Source organism: Cellulosimicrobium sp. KWT-B (assembly GCF_002127155.1).
Lineage (GTDB): Bacteria > Actinomycetota > Actinomycetes > Actinomycetales > Cellulomonadaceae > Cellulosimicrobium > Cellulosimicrobium funkei.
In genome coordinates this window covers 910020-931480 of record NZ_NEDO01000001.1, presented here as the reverse complement: position 1 = coordinate 931480, position 21461 = coordinate 910020, and the positions used below count along the sequence as shown (strand labels likewise).

Sequence of the window (21461 nt, the reverse complement as noted above, 5' to 3'; positions counted from 1 at the left end):
ACGACGGCCCGCCCCGGTCTCCCGGGGCGGGCCGTCGTGTCGTGCGGGGTGCGGACCGCTCAGTCGGTCGGCGGGCGCAGGCGCGTCGCGTCGTCGATCTCGTCGTCGGGACCGGCCTGCGCGCCCGGGCCGTCCTGGCCCGCGGGGCCCGGCTGCGGCGGGAGCGGCTGGGTCGGTGCCGGCGGCTGGTGCGGCGGCAGCGGCTGGGTCGCGCCCGGCGGGACGGGCGGCTGGGCGGGCAGCGGCGTCGTCGGGGACGACTGCGGGTGCGGCGCGCCGGGGGGCGCGAACGGCGCGGCGCCCGGGTAGCCGCCCTGCTGCGGCGGTGCCGGCGGCTGGCCGCCGTACGGGCCACCCTGCTGGCCCGGGCCGGACGGCGTCCCGTAGCCCTGCGGCTGGCCGGGCTGACCCGGGTACTGGCCCTGCTGGCCGGGGTACTGGCCGGGCTGGCCGGGGTACTGACCCGGCTGGCCCGGGGCCCCGGGGTACTGGCCCTGCTGGCCGGGGTGCGCGCCGGGCTGGCCGTACTGGCCCGGGTACTGGCCCTGCTGGCCCTGCCCGGGGTACTGGCCCTGCTGGCCCGGGTACGGCTGCTGGCCGGGGTACTGACCCTGCTGGCCGGGCTGGCCCGGGTACTGACCCGGTGCGCCGTAGACCCCCTGCTGGCCGGGTTGGCCGGGGTACCCGCCCTGCGGGAAGCCCGTGGCCTGGCCGTCCTGCGTGCCGGGCTTCGAGCGGAGCACGAGCCACAGCACGAGGCCGATGATGCCGAGCAGCACGAGGCCGCCGACCAGGAACCAGATCCACGCCGACGAGCCGGACCCGTCGGAGCTGTCGGCGTCGGGCGCGGTCGCGCCGTCGTCGGTCCCCTCGTCCGTGCCCTCGTCTGTGCCCTCGTCCGTCCCCGAGCCCGCGGAGCCGCCGGGCACGGCCGAGCCGCGCGCCGTCATCTCGTTGACCTCGCCGACCACCGGGGTCCACGTCACGGTGTTGCCGTCCACCTCGCCGTTGGACTCGGCCACCTCGCCGGGGAACGTGATGGCGATCTTGATGTCGAGACCCTCCATCATCTGCCGCGACATCTCGTCGGTCGCCGCGTCACCCGTGTCCGGGTTGAACTCCTCACCCGTCATGTCCATCGAGCCGCTCACGACGTAGTCGTCGCCCTCGCGGGTGACGGAGATCGAGTCGGCGGCGCCGGTGTCGAGCTGCGCGATCGGCTGGTCGGCGTAGGTGATCTTGGTGCCGGTGTAGCCGTCCTGCGCGTACGGCTCCTGCGTCGCACCCTCCGGCATCTCGGACTCCATCTCGGAGCCCATCTGGTCCCAGAGCTCCTGGGGGTCCGAGCCCATGGACTCGGCGACCTCGTCCGAGAACGCCATGACGACGCTGCCGTCGAACGTGTCGTCCTCGTTGAGGGTGATGGCCATGTCCATCCTCATGCACCCCGTGAGGAACAGTGCGAGGGTGGCGAGGAGGGCACCGAGGCCGAGTCGTCTGCGCAAGGGTGAGGTGTTCACCCGCCCAGCATGTCGCGGATCGTCGCCCGGGGCGAGGGTCGATGCCGTTTTGAGACGGAATGCGGCCGGACTTCATCCGCTCCGGCATGCGGGCGGGCGAGGAGAGGTCGCACGGGGGTGCCGATCGAAGTTGAGCGGAATACACTCAACTTAGGAGTCGTTCCACTGGTCAGACCATCTTTTCGAGCATCACACGGAGCACCTATGGAAACGAAGTTCACCACGATGTCGCAGCAGGCGATCGGCGAGGCGATCCAGACCGCGTCGGCCGCCGGCAACCCCCAGCTCGAGCCGACCCACCTCCTGGCCGCGCTGCTCACGCAGGAGGGCGGCGTCGCCGTCGGGCTCCTGGACGCCGTCGGCGCGGACAAGCAGGCTGTCGGGCAGAAGGTGCGCGCGGCGCTCGTCGCGCTGCCCACCGCGAGCGGCTCGGCCGTCGCGCAGCCGACGCCGTCACGCGCCACGTCCGCGGCGCTCGACGCCGCCGCGAAGGAGGCCCAGGCGCTCGGCGACGAGTACGTCTCGACCGAGCACCTGCTCCTCGGCATCGCGGCCGGGTCGTCGCAGGCCGCGACGATCCTCCAGCAGGCCGGCGCGACCGCCGAGGCCCTGCGCTCCGCGCTGCCCGCCGTCCGCGGGGGCGCGCGCGTGACGAGCCCCAACCCCGAGGGCACGTACAAGGCGCTCGAGCAGTACGGGACCGACCTCACGGCGCGGGCCGCCGAGGGCAAGCTCGACCCCGTCATCGGGCGCGACTCCGAGATCCGGCGCGTCGTGCAGGTGCTCAGCCGCCGCACCAAGAACAACCCGGTGCTCATCGGCGAGCCGGGCGTCGGCAAGACGGCCGTCGTCGAGGGTCTCGCCCAGCGCATCGTCGCGGGCGACGTCCCGACCTCGCTCCAGGGCAAGCGCCTCGTGTCGCTCGACCTCGCGAGCATGGTCGCGGGCGCGAAGTACCGCGGCGAGTTCGAGGAGCGCCTCAAGGCCGTCCTGGAGGAGATCAAGTCCTCCGACGGCGAGGTCGTCACGTTCATCGACGAGCTGCACACGGTCGTCGGGGCGGGCGCGGGCGGCGAGGGCGCCATGGACGCGGGCAACATGCTCAAGCCCATGCTCGCGCGCGGCGAGCTGCGCCTCGTCGGCGCGACCACGCTCGACGAGTACCGCGAGTACATCGAGAAGGACCCGGCGCTCGAGCGCCGGTTCCAGCAGGTGTTCGTCGGCGAGCCCTCGGTGGAGGACACGGTCGCGATCCTGCGCGGGCTCAAGGAGCGGTACGAGGCGCACCACAAGGTGACCATCGCCGACTCCGCGCTCGTCGCGGCGGCCTCACTCTCCGACCGGTACATCACCGGGCGCCAGCTCCCGGACAAGGCGATCGACCTCGTCGACGAGGCGGCGTCGCGCCTGCGCATGGAGCTCGACTCCTCGCCGATCGAGATCGACGAGCTCCAGCGCGCGGTCACACGCCTCGAGATGGAGGAGGTCGTGCTGTCGGAGTCGACCGACCCCGCGTCGCTCGAACGGCTCGAGAAGCTGCGCGCCGACCTCGCGGACCGTCGTGAGGAGCTCGCGGCCCTCACCGCGCGGTGGGAGGCCGAGAAGGCGGGCCACAACCGCGTCGGCGACCTGCGCGCGAAGCTCGACGAGCTGCGCGTCCAGGTCGAGCGCGCGATCCGGGAGGGCGACCTCGAGACCGCGGGCCGCCTGCAGTACGGCGAGATCCCGCAGGTGCAGCGCGAGCTCGACGAGGCCGAGGCGGCCGAGCAGGCCGACGACGCGTTCGCCGCGTCCGGCCCCGAGGCCGCGCCGATGATCGCGGACAAGGTCGGCGCCGACGAGATCGCGGAGGTCGTGTCCGCGTGGACGGGCATCCCGGCCGGCCGCATGCTCCAGGGCGAGAGCGAGAAGCTCCTGCACATGGAGGAGGTCATCGGGGAGCGCCTCATCGGCCAGCAGGCCGCCGTCCGCTCGGTGTCCGACGCCGTCCGCCGCTCGCGCGCGGGCGTCGCCGACCCGGACCGCCCCACGGGCTCGTTCCTCTTCCTCGGCCCCACGGGCGTCGGCAAGACGGAGCTCGCGAAGTCGCTCGCCGACTTCCTCTTCGACGACGAGCGCGCCATGGTGCGCATCGACATGTCCGAGTACTCCGAGAAGCACTCGGTCGCCCGGCTCGTCGGGGCGCCCCCGGGGTACGTCGGCTACGAGGAGGGCGGCCAGCTCACCGAGGCCGTCCGGCGTCGGCCGTACTCGGTCGTGCTGCTCGACGAGGTCGAGAAGGCGCACCCCGAGGTCTTCGACATCCTGCTGCAGGTGCTCGACGACGGCCGTCTCACCGACGGCCAGGGCCGCACGGTCGACTTCCGCAACGTCATCCTCGTGCTGACGTCGAACCTCGGCTCGCAGTTCCTCGTGGACCCGATGCTCGACGACGCGGAGAAGCGCGAGGCCGTCATGAGCACGGTGCGGGCGTCCTTCAAGCCCGAGTTCCTCAACCGGCTCGACGACGTCATCGTGTTCGAGCCGCTGACGATCGAGGAGCTCGGCCGGATCGTCGACATCCAGGTCGCCGCGCTCGGCCGGCGCCTCGCGGACCGGCGCATCACGCTCGACGTGACGACGGCCGCCCGCGAGTGGCTCGCGCTCGAGGGCTTCGACCCGGCGTACGGGGCGCGCCCGCTGCGCCGCCTCGTGCAGCGCGAGATCGGCGACCGCCTCGCGCGGATGCTGCTCTCGGGCGACGTCGCCGACGGCGACGTCGTGCGGGTCGACCGCGACCCCGAGGGCGACGGCCTCGCCCTCGGCACGGAGATCCTCACGGCCTGACCCGACCGCCGGCCCGTGCCGCGTCCTGCCCCCGCGGGCGGGGCGCGGCACGGGCCGCGGCGTCTTCGCGCCTCGGCGGTCCTCGGCGGTCCTCGGCCGAGCGTCCTCGCGGCGACCGGGACATACTCGGTCCGTGCCGACCGACGAGACGACCTCTTCCGCGACCACCTCCGCGCAGCGGCGGCCCGACGACGTCCCGCGCCGCTCCGCGGTCATCGTCAACCCGAACCGCGTCGAGGGGCTCGACGCGCTGCGCGAGCTCATCGTCGCGCGCCTCACGGACGCCGGGTGGCCCGAGCCCGCGTGGCTCGAGACGACGGCCGAGGACCCGGGGACGGGGCAGGCGCGCCAGGCCGTCGAGGACGGCGCCGAGGTGGTCTTCGTGAGCGGCGGCGACGGCACGGTCCGCGCCGTCGTCGAGGGGCTCGCGGGCACCGACGCCGCGCTGGCGATCCTGCCGGGCGGCACGGGGAACCTGCTCGCCGCCAACCTCGGGGTCCCGTCGGACGCCGAGGAGGGCATCCGGCTCGTGCTGCGCGGCGGCCGGCGCACGATCGACGTCGGGGTGGCCGACGGCCAGACGTTCGCGATCATGGCCGGCATGGGCCTCGACGCCGCGATGATGCAGGACGCGCCGACGGCGCTCAAGGCCCGCGCGGGCTCGATCGCGTACGTCTTCTCCGCGCTCAAGCACCTCGCCGACGACGAGATGCACGTCGAGGTCACCGTCGACGGGCGGACGCGGCGGCGCCGGGCGCGCACCGTGGTCATCGGGAACGTCGGACGGCTCCAGGCCGGGACGAATCTCCTCCCGGACGCGGAACCCGACAACGGCCAGCTCGAGGTCGCGATCTTCGCGCCCCGGAACCTCCAGCACTGGGTCCAGCTCCTGTGGGGCGTGGTGCGCGGCAAGAGCCGGGTGCCGAGCCGCGAGGTCGTGCGGGGGCGCGAGGTGTCCGTCGTGTCCGACCGGCCGCAGCCCCGCCAGCTCGACGGCGACGTCATCGATCCGGACGAGCGCCTCGACGTCAGCGTGCGACCGGATGCCCTGCACGTGTGCGTCTACCACCCCGAGGAGTCCGAGGACCTCACGCGCGGTGCTCCCGGCAACCGCTGAGCCTGTTCTGACCGGTGCGCCGACGTCGTGCGAGGGCGGGCGCGCGGGAGCACCGTAGGGCCATGAGCCCACGACCGCCCGAGCGTCCCGGCGCGCAGGAGTGGCTGCCCCGCGGCCGCGCCGTGCACGACGTCGAGGCGCTCGACCGGGCGGCGCACGACTGCCACGGGTGCGAGCTCTGGGCGGACGCGACGCAGGTCGTGTTCTCGCGCGGGCCGCACGACGCGCGGCTCGCCCTCGTCGGCGAGCAGCCCGGCGACCACGAGGACCGCGAGGGCGAGCCGTTCGTGGGCCCGGCCGGGCGCCTCCTCGACGACGCCCTCGACGCGGCCGGGCTCGCGGCCGACGACGTGTACCTGACGAACGCCGTCAAGCACTTCCGGTTCGAGCAGCGCGGCGGGCGCCGCCTGCACAAGAGCCCGGACGTCGCGCACGTCCGCGCGTGCCTGCCGTGGCTCACCGCCGAGGTCGCCGCCGTGGGGCCGCGCGTCGTCGTCGCGATGGGCGCGACCGCGGGGCGCGCCGTCCTGGGGCGGCCCGTGCGCGTGACCGCCGAGCGGGGACGGGTCCTCGACCTCGGCGACGCGGAGCCGGCGTCGCCGTTCTCCCCGGGCGCACCCGGCGGCGGTGGGCGCTCCGAGCCGTCCGACGGCGCCCGCCTGCCTCGGCCGACGGACGCGCCGCGCGTCGTCCTCACCACCCATCCGTCCGCGCTGCTGCGCGTGCGCGACCGCGCCGAGCGCGAGGCGGCGTTCGCCGCGCTCGTCGACGACCTCCGCCTCGCGGCCGACGCGGCCGACGCGGCGGGCACGCGGTGAGCGCCCACCCGGCCCCGCCCGGTGCGGGGCCGGGCACGCCGCCGCCCGGTGCGTCGCCGCACCCGACACCGCGGGTGGTGGTGAACGCCCAGCGCTGGGAGGCCCTGACGTTCCTGCACTGGCCCGTCGACCCGGCCGTCGTGCAGGGCTGGCTCCCGCCCGGCCTCACCGTGCAGGAGGCGGGCGGGACGACGTGGCTCGGGGTGGTCCCGTTCTCCATGGCGGGCGTCCGGGTCCCGCCGCTGCCGCCGCTGGGCGCGTGGTCGGCGTTCCCCGAGCTCAACGTCCGCGTGTACGTGCGCGACCGTGCGGGCACCGAGGGCGTGTGGTTCCTCGGCCTGTGGGCGACGTCGCGCGCGTTCGTCGCCGCGACGCGCGCGGCCGGCGTCCCGTACCACCCGGCCCGCGCGGCGGTGCACGCGCGCGGCGACCGGGCCGGGGCGCCGTCCGCGGTGCGCTACCGGTTCCGGTCCGACGGCCGCGGGCCCCTGCGCGTGCCGCACGAGCACCCGGGGCTGCGCGACCTCTCCCTGCACGCCGAGGTGCGCGCGCACGAGGAGGTGGACGCGTCGTCGGGCCTCGTGCGGTGGCTCACGGCACGGTGGTCCGCGTACGGCGCGCGGGCCGGGCGGCTGTGGCGGTTCCCCGTGGTGCACGAGCCGTGGACCCTGCGACGGGGCACGCTCGACGCCCTCGACACCGACCTGCTCGACCGCCTCGGGCTGCCGCCCACGGACCCGCCGCTCGTGCACGTCGCCGCGCCGGTGCACGCCCGGTTCGCGGTCCCGCGGCCCGTGCGCTGAGGTCAGGCGGCCGGGTCGACGATCCCGTGCCGGAATGCCCACACGACGAGCTGCACGCGGTCGCGCGCGCCCGTCTTCGTCATGGCCCGGCTCAGGTGCGACTTCACGGTGCTCGGCTCGAGGAACAGCGCCGTCGCGATCTCCGCGTTCGACGACCCCCGGCACAGCAGCGCCACGATGTCGAGCTCGCGCGGCGTGAGGAGCGCCGCCGCGTCGTCGTCCCGCGACACCGGGGCACGACGTCGCGCGAACTCGCCGAGCACGCGGCGCGTGAGCGACTGGTCCACGAGGCCGTCGCCCGACGCGACGCGGCGGACGGCGTCCACGAGCACCTCCGGCTCGGCGTCCTTGAGCAGGAACCCGCTCGCCCCGGCCTCCAGCGCCCCGAACACGTAGTCGTCGAGGTCGAACGTGCTCACCACGAGGACGGGCACCGGGTCCGTGACGTCGGGCCCGGCGAGCGCGCGCGTCGCCGTGATGCCGTCGCCGCCGGGCATGCGCACGTCCATGCACACGACGTCGGGGCGCTCGCGGCGCGCGACCCGCACGGCGTCCGCGCCGTTCGACGCCTCGCCGACGACCTCCAGGCCCTCGCTCTCGAGGATGACGGTGAAACCGGCGCGGACGACGGCCTGGTCGTCCACCAGCACGACGCGGGTCACGAGGCCTCCTGGGCGGGGGTGCGGGGGTCGCGCGCGGGGGCGCGGGGGACGGTCAGCCGGACGAGCCACGCGCCGTCGGGCGTGCGCCGCGCGTCGAGCGTGCCGCCGAGCACGGCCGCGCGCTCGCGCATCCCGACGAGGCCGTGGCCCGGTCGCGCGTCCTGCGGGGGAGCGGCGCGACCGGCGGGGTTGCGCACGGTGACGACGACGGCCGCCGGGCTCCACGCGAGCCGCACCGCGACCGGTCGCCCGGGTGCGTGCCGCCGCGCGTTGGCGAGCGCCTCCTGCAGCACGCGGTAGACGGCGATCTGCGCGGTGGGCGCGGGCTCCCAGGGCTCGCCCTCGGTCTCGACGGTGACCGTGGTGCCCGCCGCGCGCGCCGTCTCGAGGAGCGCGGGGAGGTCGGCGAGCGTCGGCTGCGGGGCCTCGCGCTCGTCGCCCTCGTCGTCGCGCCCGCGCAGGATGCCGACCACGAGGCGCAGGTCGTCGAGGGTCTCGCGGCCCTGCGACCGGATCCAGCGCACCGACTCCTTGGCGCGCTCCGGGTCGGCGTCGACGAGCCGTTCCGCCGCGGACGCCTGCACGACGATGCCCGAGAGGTGGTGGGCCGCGACGTCGTGCAGTTCCCGCGCCATGCGGGCACGCTCCTCGAGCACGGCCTGCGCGGCGAGCGCCTCGCGCTCACGCTCGGCGCGCACCACGCGGTCGCGCAGCTCGGCGACGAGCTCGCGCCGCGTCGCGACGTACGAGCCGACGAGGGCCGCGCCCACGAACGTGAGGACCGCCGAGAGCAGCGCGCCGCCCACCTGGAGCGCGTGCTGCGCGGGCCCGGCCCCGGCGGGGTTGCCGAGACCGCCGAGCGCGAAGACGAGCAGGACCTGCGCGAGCGCCGCGAGCGCCGGCGCCCCGAGGCGGGCGCGGCGGGGCGCGTACGCGCCGGCGGAGTAGGCGGCGACGAGCGTCGCCGGGGCCTGAAACCCGACGTACGGGGGCAGGAGCGCGGTGATCGCGACCTGCGCGACGACCGTCAGCGCGAGGCAGACCAGCGGCGCCCGACGGCGCAGCACGAGCGCCGCCGCCTGGCCGACGACGAGCGCGAGCACGGCCGCGCGCACACCCGGGCTGATCACGCTCTCGCCCGGGCCCGCGCCGAACGTGGCGCCGACCTCCGTCGCGAGGACGCGCTCGATGCCGAGGAACAGCGCGACGGTCGCGAGGGCGACGACACCGGCCAGCACGGCGTCGCGGCCGGTGTCGGTGCGGACGCCGACCCGGTCGAGCGCGCGGCGCAGGGTCTCGGTCACGGTCCTCCTCCAACGGGCGACGGGTGCGGGGACGGGGTGCGCCGTCGGGCCCGCCCACCCTACGGGGCGGGCGGGCCGACGGCGCCGCGCGGTTCCCGGCCTGTGGACGACCGGGTCGTCGCGTCGGGAGCCGACCGGCTGTGGTCAGACGAGGTCGCGCCGGCGCAGGCTCACGGCGCCGCCGCCGAGCAGGAGCGCGGCCCAGGCCGCGAGCCCGGCGAGGGCGGCGAGCGCGCCGAGCGGGGCCGCGCCGCCGAGGAGCGTCGCGGCCGACCCGCCGGTCGACGCGAGCGCGCCCAGCCCGAGCGGGAGCCACTCGGCCGCGGCCGAGTCGCCGCCGGACAGGAGCGTCACCGCCCCGCGGACGATCGGCTCGGCGAGCGCGAGCGCGGCGACCGTGACGACGCCCGCGACCTGGCCGCGCACGAGGGTGCCGATGCCGAGCCCGAGCCACGCGAGCAGGACGAGCACCGCGAGCCCGCGGGCCCAGACGCCGAGGACGTCGCCGGGGCCGAGCGCGAGGCCCGCGCCCGGCGTCGTGACGATCGCGACGAGCAGGCCCAGGGCGCCCAGGAGGGCGAGGACGACGCCCACGCCGAGCGCGACGGTCGCGGTCGCGCCCGCCTTCGCGCCGAGGATGCGCAGCCGCGACGGCTGGACGAGCGCCGTGGGCACGATGCCGCCCGTGCGGAAGTCGGTCGTCACGGCGAGCACCCCGAGCAGGAGCATGCACACGGTCGCGACGCCGACGGAGCCGGAGCCGCCGAGGCCGGTGCCGAGGAGGTCGAGCATCGAGCGCTGGAACGCGGGCTGCGAGACGTCGGCGAGCGCACCGAGGTCCGGCGCGAGCTCGGCCACCATCTCGGGCGGGGCCTGGAGCCCGACGGTCGTGCCGCCGCCGGCCACGTCGGCGCTGCGCAGGATCGTCGGGAGCAGCAGGGTGAAGGCCTGGACGACGAGCATCCCGGCGACGGCGACGGCCGCGACGGCCCACGTCGCGCGGGTCGTGCGGAGCTTGAGCATCTCGGCGCGGTACATCAGCGCACCCCTTCGGTCGTGGCGGTCAGGTCGAGGTAGAAGTCCTCGAGGGACTCCCCGTGCAGCAGCTCGTCGAGCGGCCCCTCCGCGACGACGCGCCCCTGCCCGACGACGACGAGATCGTCCGCGACCTGCCGCACCTCGGACAGCACGTGGCTCGCGAGGAGCACGGTGCCGCCGTCGTCGGCGAACGCGCGGACGAGGTCGCGCAGCCAGCGCATCCCGGCGGGGTCGAGACCGTTCGCGGGCTCGTCGAGGACGAGGACCTCCGGGTCGCCGAGCAGCGCGGCCGCGATCCCGACGCGCTGCCGCATCCCCAGCGAGTAGGTGCGCACGCGGCGGTCCGCGGCGGGCGTCATGCCGACGAGCGCGAGCACCTCGTCGACGCGCCGGGCCGGGATCCGGCCGGCGGAGGCGAGCACGCGCAGGTGGTCGCGCCCCGTCCGCCCCGGGTGCAGGCCGCCCGCGTCGAGCAGCGCGCCGACGGTGCGGGCCGGGTGCGCCAGGTCCGCGAACGAGCGGCCGTCGAACGTCGCGGTGCCCGCGGTCGGGGCCGCGAGCCCGAGCAGGACGTGGAGCGTGGTCGTCTTGCCGGCGCCGTTCGGGCCGAGCAGCCCGACGACGCGGCCCGGCGCCGCGGTGAACGTCACGTCGTGCACGGCGTCGAACGCCCCGTACGCCTTGCGCAGCCCGGAGACGTGGATGGTGGTCATGCCGGTCCCTCCCTCGTGCGTCCCGCACGGGCCTCCCGTGCGGTGCCCCACCAGGCTGTCGCGCGGGCCCCCGCCGGGTCTTGCGGCGCAGGGCGGAACCTGCGTTGCGACCTCCGTCGGAGGCGCGGCGCCGCCCCGCTGGACCGGGGGAGCCGTGGCGGGCATCGCCGCAGGTGAGGGCGTCGGGCGTGACACACGAGCCGGGATGGGGCAGGGTGGACGTCCACCCGACCGCCCCGGCGGGCAGCGTGTCGCGCCGTCCGCCCCCTCGACAGCCCCGGAAGGAGGCGACGTGCGCCGACGCCACGACCGGTCCGGACCCGCCGAGCGGGACCGCACCGCCCCCCTCCAGCGGCCCGCGCGCCGCACCGCCACGCCGTGGGTCACGGTCGCCGCCGGTGCCGGGGCGGTCACGCTCGTCGTCGCCGTCGCGGGCATGGTCGGTGCCGCGACGGGCGGTGGCGAGGCGGTCGTCGTCGGCGGGGTCTCCGCCGAGGGCGGCGCGAACGGCGAGGACACGGTCCCCGCGGTCACGCCGCGCCCCGACACCCCCCGCCCCGAGGTGACCCGCATCCCTCCGCCCGACGCGGCGGACGGCACGTCCGACGACGCGCGCCCGGCCCCGTCCCCGCGCCCGTCCGCGAGCGGACCGGGAGAGCAGGCCGCGCCCGGCGCGCCCTCGCCCACCACCGAGCCCGCGCCCGCTCCCACCGCGTCCGAGCCGACCCCGGCACCGACCGCGCCCACCCCCACGCCCTCCCCGACGACCGACCCCGGCACGGCGTCCGTCTCGTGGGTCCAGGAGCGGCTCCGGGTGCACGGTGCCGACGTCGCCGTCACGGGGACGATGGACGACGCCACGCGCACCGCGCTGCGGTCGTTCCAGAAGGCGCACGGCCTCACGCCCGACGGCACCGTCACCGCGGCGACCGCCGAGGCCCTGCGCGCCGCGCCGCCCGACGCCGAGGACCCCACCGGACCTGGCCCGACGCCCCCGGCCGAGCCCGCGCCGACGCCCTCCACCGACCGGCCGTCGGTCGCGGTGCCCGGGCCGTCGTCGAGCGCTGACGAGCCCGCCCCGACGCTCGCCCCCGCACCCTGAACCTCCTCCGCCCGGGCGCGGGCACCCCGCCGGGCCGCACCGCGGTCGGTAGGGTGTGCCCTCGTCGGACGACGGACGGAGCAGTGCCATGACGAGCGCGGCCATCGGCGCCGGGCAGGACCGCACGGGCTCCCGCCGCGCCGCGGCGCCCGACCCCGCCCGCGGGTACGCGAAGGGGCGCGCCAAGCGCGAGGAGATCCTCCAGGCGGCCGTCGTGCTCTTCGGCGAGGTCGGCTTCCACGCCGCGTCGCTGCGCGAGCTCGCGTCCCGCGTGGGCATGTCCCACCCCGGGCTGCTCCACCACTTCCCGACGAAGGCGGCGCTCCTCGAGGCGGTGCTCGACCACCGGGAGACCGTCGACCGCGCCGACCTCGAGGAGGACCTCGCGCGCGGGACCGACTTCTTCGACGCGCTCGTGCGGCTCGTCGAGCGCAACGCCCTGCGCCGGCCGATCGTCGAGCTGTTCACGGCGCTCGCGGCGGAGGCGACGTCGCCCGACCACCCGGCGCACGCGTACTTCGTCGAGCGCTACGAGTCGACGGTCGCGCGCATCGGCGAGCAGCTCTCCCGCCGCGCCCGGGCGGGCGGCCTGCGCGACGGCGTCGAGCCGGACGTCGCGGCCCGCCAGCTCGTCGCGCTCATGGACGGTCTCCAGGTCCAGTGGCTGCTGTCCCTCGACCGCCCGCGGCCCGAGCGCGTGGACATGGCCGCGGACCTGCGCGCGTACCTGCGCCTCGTGCTGTCCGACGCCGAACGCTGACGGCGCGGTCCGCGAGGACCATCAACCGATCAGGTCCGCCGGGAGCGGGGCCTCGCTGCTCGCCAGGCACAGCCCGGTGCGGTCGCCGCCGCGCCAGGACGCCTCGGTCGGTGCCCACACGACGAGCCGCACGTCCTCCGGGGCGTCCGGGCCGAGGGTCTCGGGCGTGCACACGCGCGCCACGCGGCGGTCCACGGCGTCCTGGCCGGGCCAGACCTCGTCCGCGCCGAGGTCGGTGCGGGCGACGACCTGGGCCCGGTGCTCGTCCGCGCACGGGACGGCGCGCACGCGCGAGACCTCGCCGTCGGGCGGGAGCTCGTCGAGGCACGTCCCCAGCACGAGCTGCACCGCGCTCACCGTGCGGGGCGCGTCCACGTCGCCCGCGAGCGGCGTGCGCGCCTGCTCGCCCTGCCACCAGGCGATCCCGCCCACCACCCATCCGAGCGTCACGACGGCGCCGAGCACCATCCCGGTCACCGCCAGGCCGCGTCCGCGGGTGCCGCGCGAGCGGACACGCGACAGGGCCGCGGCACCGAGGCCGACCCCGACCGGCCCGAGCACCACGCCCACGGGCACGCTCGCGACGGCGAGCGGCTCGACGCCGGGCGCCGCGGGCTGCCACCCGGGCGCGTAGTACGTCTCGGGGGCGAAGCCGGTCCGGTCGCCGGGCCCGGGCGGCGGCACGGGTGCCGCCGCACCGGAGGGGCCGCGCGGCGTCGGGCCGGCCTGGGGCGCGCCGTCCGCGGCGGGGGGCTCCGGGGCCCCGGGCGCTGCCGCGGGGGGCGGGACGGGCGGGCCTCCCGAGGGCCCGGACGTGCGGCCGCCGGGCGGGGCGAAGAGGTCGTCGTCGCTCACGGTGCCGAGTCCCCGAGCGTGCCGGCGAGGACGACGAGCATCGCGAACGCCGTGCCGACCGCGCCGACGACGATCCCGGTCACCGCGAAACCGCGCCCGCGCGTGCCGTCGCGCATGACCTGGTTGAGCGCCACGATGCCCAGCACGAGGCCGACGAGGCCGGGGAAGCCCGCGCAGAGCACGAGGCTCGCGATCGACACGATCATGGACGCGAGCGCGAGCCCGTTCGTCCGCGGCGGGGGCGCGTAGGGCGCGCCGTACGGCGGCGGGTAGCCCCCGTAGCCGGGCGCCGGGTACGCCGCGGGTCCGGGCGGCGCCGCGTACCCGGGCGTCCCGCCGTACGACGGCGTCGCCCCGGGAGCGTAGGGGGAGCCGGGACCGTAGGGCGACCCGGCGGGCGCGGCCGGTGCGCCGTACGGGGCGCCGGCACCCGGTGTGCTCCCGTACCCGCTCCCGCCGCCCGGCGTGCTCCCGTACCCGCCCCCGGCGCCCGACGGCGCGACGAACCCGCCGTCGTCCGGCGCGGCGGGGGCGTCCTCGGTGGGCGGGTGGTACGGCGTGAGCGGCGGCTGGTGCGGACGCCGCGGGGCGTACGGGTCGGCGGGCTCGTCGGGGGACCCGTACGGAGGGACGGGTGGCGTCGTCATGGACACACCGTAGCGAGGGGACGCGCCCCGTCCGGCCCGGACCCGCGGCTCGGACCCGCGGCCCGAGCCCGACGGCGGACGCCCCGGAGGTCAGCCCGCCAGGTCGACGACGACCGGCACGTGGTCCGACGCGCCCTTGCCCTTGCGCTCGTCGCGGTCGATCGTCACGCCCGTGACGCGCGCGCGGGCGGCGGGCGACAGGTACGCGAAGTCGATGCGCATGCCCTCGTTCCGCGGGAACCGCAGCCGCTGGTAGTCCCAGTAGGTGTAGGTGCGCTCGGCGGGGATCGCCTCGCGCGTGACCTCGGTGTACCCGGCGGCACCGAACGCGGCGAAGGCGTCCCGCTCGGCGGGGGTGACGTGCGTCTTCCCGGCGAAGTACGCGACGTCCCACACGTCGGTGTCGAGCGGCGCGACGTTCCAGTCCCCGACGAGCGCGACCTGCGCCGCCGGGTCGGCGGCGAGCCAGCCCGCGGCCTGCGCGCGCAGCTCGTCGAGCCAGCGCAGCTTGTAGGCGTAGTGCGGGTCGCCGACCTCGCGCCCGTGCGGCACGTAGAGGCTCCACACGCGCACGCCCCCGCACGTCGCGCCGAGCGCGCGGGCCTCGACCTTGTCGCCGAACGCGGGCTGGGCGGGGAACGACGTCTCGACGTCGTCGAGGCCCACGCGCGAGACGACGGCGACGCCGTTCCACTGGTTCACGCCGACGTGCGCGACCTCGTACCCGGCCGCCTCGAACGGCGCGACGGGGAACTGCGCGTCCGTGCACTTGGTCTCCTGGAGCGCGAGGACGTCGGTCCCCGTCCGCTCGAGGAACGCGACCGCGCGGTCGACGCGGGCACGGACGGAGTTGATGTTCCAGGTCGCGAGGCGCACGGGCCCCACCGTACGGCGTCGCGGGCGCGACCCGCAGCGACCCGCAGCGGCCCCGACGGTCAGGCTGGCCGGTAGCCGTTCTCCGGCCGCCCGGCCGCGCCGTACCGGGGTGCGACGTCGGCGCGCCCCGTCGCGACGAGGTGCTCGAGGTAGCGGCGCGCGCTCACGCGCGACATCCCGGTCCGCGCGGCGACCTCGCCCGCCGACGCGTCGCCCGCGTCGGCGCACGCGGCCGCGAGCGCCTCGACGACGAGCCGCAGGCTGCGCTCGGACAGGCCCTTCGGCAGCGCGGCGGTGTCCGGCGTCCCGCGCCGCACGAGGCGGTCGACGGCGTCCTGGTCGAGCTCGTCGCCCGCGGTGCGCAGCGAGTCGCGCAGCCGGGCGACCTCGTCGAGCCGGCCGCGCAGCGCCGCGGCCGTGAACGGCTTGACGAGGTAGTGCTGCACGCCGCCCGCCATGGCCTGGCGGACGCTCTCCAGCTCGCGCGCGGCGGTCGTCGCGACGACGTCCACGGGCGGGGACGGCCGGCGCCGGATCTGGCGCAGCACGTGCAGCCCGGTCGCGTCCGGCAGGTAGATGTCGAGCAGCACGACGTCCGGGTCGAGCACGGCGAACGCGCGCAGCGCCTCGGCCGCCGTGCGCGCCTCGCCCACGACGACGAAGCGCGGGTGCGACTCGACGAAGCCGCGGTGCAGGCGCGCGATCGTCGGGTCGTCCTCGACGACGAGGACGCGCAGCCGGTCGCCCGGCGGCGCCGTGGGCGCGCCGGTGGGGGCGGGGGAGCGGCCGGCGGGGGTCACGACGCCGTCTCCGGCGTCCGGGCCCGGGCGCCCGCGGCGGCGTCGACGGGCTGCGCGGGGAGGGCCACCGCGACGCGCGCCCCGCCGAGGACGGAGGTCGTCACCTCGACCGTCCCGCCGCGCCGCGCGGCCACGCGCCGCACGAGCGCGAGGCCGATCCCGCGCCCCGGCGGGCCCGCCTTCGTGGTGTACCCGGCGGCGAAGACGTCGGCGCGGGAGCCCGCGGGGATGCCGGGCCCGTCGTCCTCGACGACGACGACCACGCGGTCGCCCGGCGTCGGGCCGGTGCCGTCGGGCGCGCGGTCGGTCACGAGGACGCGGACGCGCCCCCCGGCCCCGACGGCGTCGACCGCGTTGTCGACGAGGTTGCCGAGCACGGTGAGGGCGTCGCCGTGCAGGGCGGCGTCGTCGGGCCCCGTGGGCGCGGCGAGGTGCGCGGACGGCGACACCTCGAGGCGCGAGCCGCGCTCGCGCGTCGTCGTGGCCTTGACCAGGAGCAGCGCCGCGACCTCGGGGGAGTGGACGCCGGGCGCGACGCCCGACGCGGTGAGCAGGCCGCCGTGCCCGGCGCGCTCGATGAACGCGACGGCCTCGTCGGCCTGCCCGAGCTCCAGCAGGCCCGAGACGACGTGCAGCTTGTTGGCGAACTCGTGGGACTGCGCGCGCAGCGCGTCGGTGAGGCCGCGCGCGCCGTCCAGGTCGCGCAGGAGCGCGTGCAGCTCGGTGTGGTCGCGCAGGAGCAGCACGGTGCCGACGGCGCGTCCGGCGACCCGGGCCCGGTCGGCGCGCGCGAGCAGCACGCGCTCGCCCGCGAGGACGAGCGCGCCGCCCTCCTCGGGCCCGGCGGCGGGCGCGTCGACGTCGGCGGGCCCCGCGGCGTCGGGCACGAGCGCGAGCAGCTGTGGGTCGAGGACGTCGTGCGCGGGCCGCCCGACGGCGTCGGCCGCCGCGATCCCGAGGAGGCGCTGCGCCTCGTCGTTGACGAGCACGACCGCGCCGTCGCGGTCGAGCGCGACGACGCCCTCGGAGATGCCGTGGAGCATCGCGTCGCGCGTCTCGAGCAGCCGGCCGATCTCCTCGGGCTCGAGCCGGAAGATGCGGCGGCGCACGGCGCGCGTCACGAACGCCGCGCAGACCACGCCGAGAGCCGCCGCGACGCTGAGGGCCGCGAGCAGCCACCCGAGGTCGTCGGCGAGGTCGTCGGCCAGGTCGGACTCGAGGATGCCGACGCTCGCCGTCCCGACGACGTCCCCCTCGGGCCCGAACACCGGGACCTTGACGCGCCACGACTCGCCCAGCGTGCCGGTCTGCGTGCCCGTCCACACCTCGCCGGAGAGCGGCACCGACGGGTCGGTCGAGACCGTCTCGCCGATGCGGGTCGGGTCCGGGTGGGAGTACCGCACGCCCTCGTCGTCCGTGACGACGACGTACGTGACGTCGGAGGCCTCGCGGATGACCTCTGCGATCGGCTGGATCGTCGCGGCGGGGTCGTCGTCGTCGAACGCGTCGATGATCGCGGGCAGGCGCGCGACGGAGAACGCGACCGCGGTCATGCGGTCGAGGTAGGCGTCGCGGAGCTGGCGGTGCTGCAGGGTCGAGGCGACGGCCCCCGCCGACGCCACGACCAGGAGCACGATGGCGACCTGCAGCACGAGAAGCTGCACCCGGAGCGACACTGCTCGACCCACCGCACCAGTGTGCCCCAGGTCCGCCGCACCCGAGCCTCGGCCGTGACCACAACGACCGCAACCACCGGATCGACCACAACGTCCAGTACGACCGCAGCCCTCGCCGCGCCGCCCCGCGCTCCTAGGCTCCCCGGATCAGGTCGTGAGGCCCGCGCCGTTGCGGGTCCCGCTCAAGGAGGAGACATGCGATCCGTCGTCCGCCCGCGCTCCGGGCACACCGTCAGCCCGCGGCACGCTCTCACCGCGACGCTCGCCGCAGGACTCGTCCTCGGTCTCGCCGCGTGCTCGGGCCTCGAGCCCAGCGCCCCCACGACGGGCGGCTCCGGCGACGCGTCCGGCGAGGCCGCCGCGTCCGTCGACGAGCTCGCGATCGTCGTCCCGGCCGACCCCGGCGGGGGCTGGGACCAGACCGGCCGCGCGATGCAGCAGGACCTCCAGGGTTCCGGGCTCGTGCGCACCGCGACCGTCACGAACGTCGGCGGCGCCGGCGGCACGGTCGGCCTCGCGTCGCTCGCCAACACCACCGACCCCCACACGCTGCTCGTCATGGGCCTCGTCATGGTCGGCGCGGTCGAGACCAACGAGTCGCAGGCTCGCATCGAGGACACCACCCCGATCGCGCGCCTCACCGAGGAGCCCCTCGTCGTCGTCGTGCCCGCGTCGTCGCCGTACCAGACGCTCGAGGACCTCGTCGACGACGTCGTGGCGAACGGCAAGTCCGTCTCCATCACCGGCGGCTCCGCCGGCGGGGCCGACCACATCCTCGCGGGGATGCTCCTCCAGGCGGCCGACGTGCCGTCGGCCGAGGTGGGCGGGCTCCTCAACTACGTCGCCTACTCGGGCGGCGGCGAGTCGCTCGCCGCGCTGCTCGGCAACAAGGTCAGCGCCGGGATCTCCGGCGTCGGCGAGTACGCGGAGCAGGTCAAGGCCGGGACCGTCCGGGCGCTCGCGGTCTCGGGCGCCGAGCGCACCGACCTGCTGCCCGACGTGCCGACCATGACCGAGGCCGGGTACGACGTCGAGCTCACGAACTGGCGCGGCGTCGTCGCGCCGGGCGACCTCTCCGACGAGGACCGCCGCGCCCTCGAGCTGCTCGTCAGCGAGATGGTCGCGTCCGACGAGTGGCAGGCGACGCTCGAGGAGAAGGGCTGGGACGACGCGTTCCTCGTGGGCGAGGAGTTCGACGGCTTCCTCACGGAGAACATCGCCGACATCCAGATGACGCTCACCGACGTCGGCCTGGTCACGCCGTGACCAGGCGTCGCGCCTCGCGCGACGCGCCACCCGACGCGTCGCGCGAGCCGGGGTCGTCGGAGGCTCCGTCCGCGGGGTCGTCCGCCGCGGCTCCCGAGCCAGGACCGTCCGACGCCGAGCCCCGCCCCGGGCCGGCGCCGGCGACGGCCGTCGGCGACCCCGCCGACGGCCAGGCCGCCGGGGACCCCGCAGGCGCCACCCCCGCCGCGGGTCCCCGGCGGCGACCCGGCGAGCTCGTCGTCGCCGGCGTCACCGCCGCCCTCGGGGTGTTCGTGCTCCTCGACGCCGGGACGATCGTCGTGCCCGGCTCGGCGAACACGCTGGGGCCCCGGGCGTTCCCCTACCTCGTGGGCGCGATGCTGCTCGCCACCGGCCTCGTGCTGCTCGTCGCCGTCTGGCGGGGGCACGGCGGCCAGGAGGAGGACAGCGAGGACGTCGACCCCGACGCCCGCACCGACTGGCTGACCGTCGGCCTGCTCGGCGCGGTCCTGTTCGTGCACGTCTACGCGATCAACCTCGTCGGGTGGCCGCTCGCCGCGACGCTCCTGTTCGCCGGGGCCGCGATCGTCCTCGGCGCCCGCCCGTGGTGGCGCGCCGCCGTGCTCGGCCTCGTCCTGGCCCTGGTGATCCAGGTCCTGTTCGGCGGCGTGCTCGGGCTGTCGCTCCCGCCCGGCCCGCTCCTGGAGGGGGTGACCTGGTTCCGTGGATAACCTCACCGCGCTGCTCGACGGGTTCGCGACCGTAGTCCAGCCCGTCTACCTGCTCTACGCGCTGTTCGGCGTGTTCGTCGGGACCGCGGTCGGGGTGCTCCCCGGCATCGGCCCCGCGATGACGATCGCGCTGCTCCTGCCGCTCACGTACTCGCTCGACGCGACGGCCGCCATCATCGTGTTCGCCGGCATCTACTACGGCGGCATGTACGGCGGGTCGACGACGTCGATCCTGCTCAACACGCCCGGCGAGTCGTCGTCGATCGTCACGGCCCTCGAGGGCAACAGGATGGCCCGCATGGGCCGAGGGGCGGCCGCGCTCGCGACCGCCGCGATCGGCTCGTTCGTCGCGGGCACCATCGCGACCGTCGCCCTGACGTTCGTCGCGCCGTACGTCGCGCGCTGGGCCGTGCAGCTCGGCGAGCCCGACTACTTCGCGCTCATGGTCGTCGCGTTCGTGACCGTCGGCGCGCTGCTCGGGTCGTCGGTGCCGCGCGGCATGGCGTCCCTGTCGCTCGGCCTGTTCCTCGGGCTCATGGGCACCGACACGCTCACCGGCCAGCAGCGGTTCACGTTCGGCGTCCCGACGCTCGCCGACGGGATCGACGTCGTCATCGTCGCCGTCGGCCTCTTCGCGGTGGGCGAGGCGCTGTACGTGGGGTCGCGCCTGCGGCACGGTCCCGTGCACGTCATCCCCGTCGAGAAGGGGTGGCGCTCCTGGATGAAGCGCGAGGACTGGCGGCGGTCCTGGAAGCCGTGGCTGCGCGGGACGGCGATCGGGTTCCCCGTCGGCACCATCCCGGCGGGCGGCGCCGACGTCGCGACCTTCCTGTCCTACGCCGCCGAGCGCAAGTCCGCCGGGAAGCACAAGGACGAGTTCGGCAAGGGCGCGATCGAGGGCGTCGCGGGCCCGGAGGCGGCGAACAACGCCGCGGCGTCCGGCGTCCTCGTGCCGCTCCTCACGCTCGGCCTCCCGACGACGGCGACCGCCGCGATCATCATCGTCGCGTTCCAGTCGTACGGCATCCAGCCGGGCCCGCTGCTCTTCGAGAGCCAGTCCGCGCTCGTGTGGGCGCTCGTCGCGAGCCTCTACGTGGGCAACCTCATGCTCATCGTGCTCAACCTGCCCCTCGTGGGCATGTGGGTGAAGGTGCTCCAGATCCCGCGGCACTACCTCTACGCGGGCATCCTGCTGTTCGGCGCGCTCGGCTCGTACGCGCTGAACTTCTCCCCGGTCGACGTGCTCATCCTGCTCGTCATCGGCGCGATCGGGTTCTTCATGCGGCGCTACGGCTACCCCGTCGCGCCCATGGTCGTCGGCATGATCCTCGGCCCCATGGCCGAGGACCGCCTGCGCCGCTCGCTCGCGATCAGCCAGGGCGACCTGACGACGCTCGTCACCAGCCCGTTCGCCGCGACGGCCTACGCCCTCGTCGCCGTCGTGGTCCTCGCGGGCCTCTGGCTGCGCCGGCGCGAGCGCCGCACCGGCGCCGAGCTCGCGGCGCTCGCGGAAGACGTCCGCGTCGAGGCCCAGGACCAGGAGGTGCGCTGATGACCGTCGTCCTCGCCTACGCGCCCGGCGAGCTCGGGACCGCCGCGACGCGGGCCGCCGCCCGGGCGGCCGTCCTGCTCGGCACCGGCGTCGTCGTGGTCAACACGACGCGCGGCGACCGGCTCGTCGACCCGCGCTGGGCCGACCACGACCAGCTCGTCGAGGTCGGCACGATCCTCGAGGAGGCGGGCGTCGAGCACGAGGTGCGGCACCTGCAGTCCTCCGCGCTGCCCGCGGAGGTCGTGCTCGGCGTCGCGGCCGAGGTCGACGCCGACCTCGTCGTCGTCGGGGTGCGGCACCGCACCCCCGTGGGGAAGCTCGTGCTCGGCTCCACCGCCCAGCAGATCCTGCTGGGCGCCGCGTGCCCCGTGCTCGCCGTGAAGCCGCCGGCCCGGTGACACGACTCCACCCCGCCT

General features: G+C 76.5%; 20 protein-coding genes. 10 read left to right on the top strand and 10 right to left on the bottom strand.

What is annotated here, in order from left to right:
• Positions 1–59: 59 nt before the first annotated feature.
• Positions 60–1430, bottom strand: a complete 1371-nt coding sequence (locus tag B9L22_RS20155) for a hypothetical protein (protein ID WP_198947191.1) — start codon at positions 1428–1430, stop codon at positions 60–62.
• A 294-nt stretch (positions 1431–1724) separates the two neighbouring features.
• Between B9L22_RS20155 and clpB the strand changes: the two genes are divergently transcribed.
• From clpB to B9L22_RS04030, 4 genes are all read left to right on the top strand, one after another.
• Positions 1725–4346 carry an ATP-dependent chaperone ClpB gene (clpB, locus tag B9L22_RS04045; RefSeq protein WP_086149287.1) on the top strand — a complete coding sequence of 874 codons (2622 nt, stop codon included), beginning with the start codon at positions 1725–1727 and terminating at the stop codon, positions 4344–4346.
• Positions 4347–4479: 133 nt separating this feature from the next.
• Entirely contained in the window at positions 4480–5463 is a 984-nt protein-coding gene (locus B9L22_RS04040) for a diacylglycerol kinase family protein (protein ID WP_086149286.1), read from the top strand.
• A gap of 62 nt (positions 5464–5525) precedes the next feature.
• Positions 5526–6281 carry a UdgX family uracil-DNA binding protein gene (locus tag B9L22_RS04035; RefSeq protein WP_086149285.1) on the top strand — a complete coding sequence of 252 codons (756 nt, stop codon included), beginning with the start codon at positions 5526–5528 and terminating at the stop codon, positions 6279–6281.
• A gap of 77 nt (positions 6282–6358) precedes the next feature.
• Complete coding sequence (locus tag B9L22_RS04030) at positions 6359–7084, top strand: YqjF family protein (protein WP_158097143.1); 726 nt, start codon at positions 6359–6361, stop codon at positions 7082–7084.
• Between the two features lie 2 nt (positions 7085–7086).
• Here the strand turns inward: B9L22_RS04030 and B9L22_RS04025 are convergent, their stop codons facing one another.
• From B9L22_RS04025 to B9L22_RS04010, 4 genes are all read right to left on the bottom strand, one after another.
• Positions 7087–7746 carry a response regulator transcription factor gene (locus tag B9L22_RS04025; RefSeq protein WP_085386651.1) on the bottom strand — a complete coding sequence of 220 codons (660 nt, stop codon included), beginning with the start codon at positions 7744–7746 and terminating at the stop codon, positions 7087–7089.
• Entirely contained in the window at positions 7743–9050 is a 1308-nt protein-coding gene (locus B9L22_RS04020) for a sensor histidine kinase (protein ID WP_086149283.1), read from the bottom strand. Before B9L22_RS04020 ends, B9L22_RS04025 begins: the two co-directional genes overlap by 4 nt.
• A gap of 144 nt (positions 9051–9194) precedes the next feature.
• The gene (locus tag B9L22_RS04015; protein WP_086149282.1) at positions 9195–10088 is read right to left on the bottom strand and encodes a hypothetical protein; all 894 of its coding nucleotides are present in this window, start codon (positions 10086–10088) and stop codon (positions 9195–9197) included.
• Positions 10088–10801, bottom strand: coding sequence for an ABC transporter ATP-binding protein (locus B9L22_RS04010; protein ID WP_086149281.1), 714 nt, complete (start codon positions 10799–10801; stop codon positions 10088–10090). The genes B9L22_RS04015 and B9L22_RS04010 overlap by 1 nt, the downstream gene beginning before the upstream one ends.
• 292 nt (positions 10802–11093) lie before the next feature.
• On the opposite strand from B9L22_RS04010, the gene B9L22_RS04005 reads away from it, so the two are divergent.
• Both B9L22_RS04005 and B9L22_RS04000 read left to right on the top strand, forming a co-directional pair.
• Complete coding sequence (locus B9L22_RS04005) at positions 11094–11903, top strand: peptidoglycan-binding protein (protein ID WP_143317060.1); 810 nt, start codon at positions 11094–11096, stop codon at positions 11901–11903.
• Between the two features lie 88 nt (positions 11904–11991).
• Positions 11992–12663, top strand: coding sequence for a TetR/AcrR family transcriptional regulator (locus B9L22_RS04000; protein ID WP_086149279.1), 672 nt, complete (start codon positions 11992–11994; stop codon positions 12661–12663).
• A gap of 21 nt (positions 12664–12684) precedes the next feature.
• Here the strand turns inward: B9L22_RS04000 and B9L22_RS03995 are convergent, their stop codons facing one another.
• The 5 genes from B9L22_RS03995 to B9L22_RS03975 all read right to left on the bottom strand — a co-directional run bounded on the left by B9L22_RS03995 (position 12685) and on the right by B9L22_RS03975 (position 17529).
• On the bottom strand, positions 12685–13518 hold the full coding sequence (locus B9L22_RS03995) for a DUF4190 domain-containing protein (protein WP_233139715.1): 834 nt from the start codon (positions 13516–13518) through the stop codon (positions 12685–12687).
• Positions 13515–14165: a DUF4190 domain-containing protein gene (locus B9L22_RS03990; protein ID WP_086149278.1), complete on the bottom strand. Its 651-nt coding sequence runs from the start codon at positions 14163–14165 to the stop codon at positions 13515–13517. The genes B9L22_RS03995 and B9L22_RS03990 overlap by 4 nt, the downstream gene beginning before the upstream one ends.
• A 90-nt stretch (positions 14166–14255) precedes the next feature.
• Positions 14256–15041 (bottom strand): exodeoxyribonuclease III, encoded by a 786-nt coding sequence (locus tag B9L22_RS03985; protein ID WP_086149277.1) that lies wholly within the window; start codon positions 15039–15041, stop codon positions 14256–14258.
• 59 nt (positions 15042–15100) lie between these two features.
• Entirely contained in the window at positions 15101–15841 is a 741-nt protein-coding gene (locus tag B9L22_RS03980; RefSeq protein WP_233139714.1) for a response regulator, read from the bottom strand.
• Positions 15838–17529 carry a sensor histidine kinase gene (locus tag B9L22_RS03975; protein WP_233139713.1) on the bottom strand — a complete coding sequence of 564 codons (1692 nt, stop codon included), beginning with the start codon at positions 17527–17529 and terminating at the stop codon, positions 15838–15840. Before B9L22_RS03975 ends, B9L22_RS03980 begins: the two co-directional genes overlap by 4 nt.
• A gap of 183 nt (positions 17530–17712) precedes the next feature.
• Here B9L22_RS03975 and B9L22_RS03970 point away from each other — a divergent pair, with 183 nt between their 5' ends.
• From B9L22_RS03970 to B9L22_RS03955, 4 genes are read left to right on the top strand one after another with little or no spacing between them, the layout of a single operon-like run.
• Complete coding sequence (locus B9L22_RS03970; protein ID WP_086149275.1) at positions 17713–18783, top strand: tripartite tricarboxylate transporter substrate binding protein; 1071 nt, start codon at positions 17713–17715, stop codon at positions 18781–18783.
• Entirely contained in the window at positions 18780–19493 is a 714-nt protein-coding gene (locus B9L22_RS03965; protein ID WP_086149274.1) for a tripartite tricarboxylate transporter TctB family protein, read from the top strand. The genes B9L22_RS03970 and B9L22_RS03965 overlap by 4 nt, the downstream gene beginning before the upstream one ends.
• Positions 19486–21045 carry a tripartite tricarboxylate transporter permease gene (locus B9L22_RS03960; RefSeq protein ID WP_021482991.1) on the top strand — a complete coding sequence of 520 codons (1560 nt, stop codon included), beginning with the start codon at positions 19486–19488 and terminating at the stop codon, positions 21043–21045. Before B9L22_RS03965 ends, B9L22_RS03960 begins: the two co-directional genes overlap by 8 nt.
• Positions 21045–21443 carry a universal stress protein gene (locus B9L22_RS03955; protein WP_034655300.1) on the top strand — a complete coding sequence of 133 codons (399 nt, stop codon included), beginning with the start codon at positions 21045–21047 and terminating at the stop codon, positions 21441–21443. Before B9L22_RS03960 ends, B9L22_RS03955 begins: the two co-directional genes overlap by 1 nt.
• Positions 21444–21461: the final 18 nt, after the last annotated feature.

What these genes read in the sequence shown, in the direction of transcription:
- B9L22_RS04010 (WP_086149281.1), bottom strand. Translation starts at nt 10,801, where the DNA reads ATGACCACCATCCACGTCTCCGGGCTGCGCAAGGCGTACGGGGCGTTC.
- clpB (WP_086149287.1), top strand. Translation starts at nt 1,725, where the DNA reads ATGGAAACGAAGTTCACCACGATGTCGCAGCAGGCGATCGGCGAGGCG.
- B9L22_RS04000 (WP_086149279.1), top strand. Translation starts at nt 11,992, where the DNA reads ATGACGAGCGCGGCCATCGGCGCCGGGCAGGACCGCACGGGCTCCCGC.
- B9L22_RS04035 (WP_086149285.1), top strand. Translation starts at nt 5,526, where the DNA reads ATGAGCCCACGACCGCCCGAGCGTCCCGGCGCGCAGGAGTGGCTGCCC.
- B9L22_RS20155 (WP_198947191.1), bottom strand. Translation starts at nt 1,430, where the DNA reads ATGGCCATCACCCTCAACGAGGACGACACGTTCGACGGCAGCGTCGTC.
- B9L22_RS04015 (WP_086149282.1), bottom strand. Translation starts at nt 10,088, where the DNA reads ATGTACCGCGCCGAGATGCTCAAGCTCCGCACGACCCGCGCGACGTGG.
- B9L22_RS03955 (WP_034655300.1), top strand. Translation starts at nt 21,045, where the DNA reads ATGACCGTCGTCCTCGCCTACGCGCCCGGCGAGCTCGGGACCGCCGCG.
- B9L22_RS03970 (WP_086149275.1), top strand. Translation starts at nt 17,713, where the DNA reads ATGCGATCCGTCGTCCGCCCGCGCTCCGGGCACACCGTCAGCCCGCGG.
- B9L22_RS03990 (WP_086149278.1), bottom strand. Translation starts at nt 14,165, where the DNA reads ATGACGACGCCACCCGTCCCTCCGTACGGGTCCCCCGACGAGCCCGCC.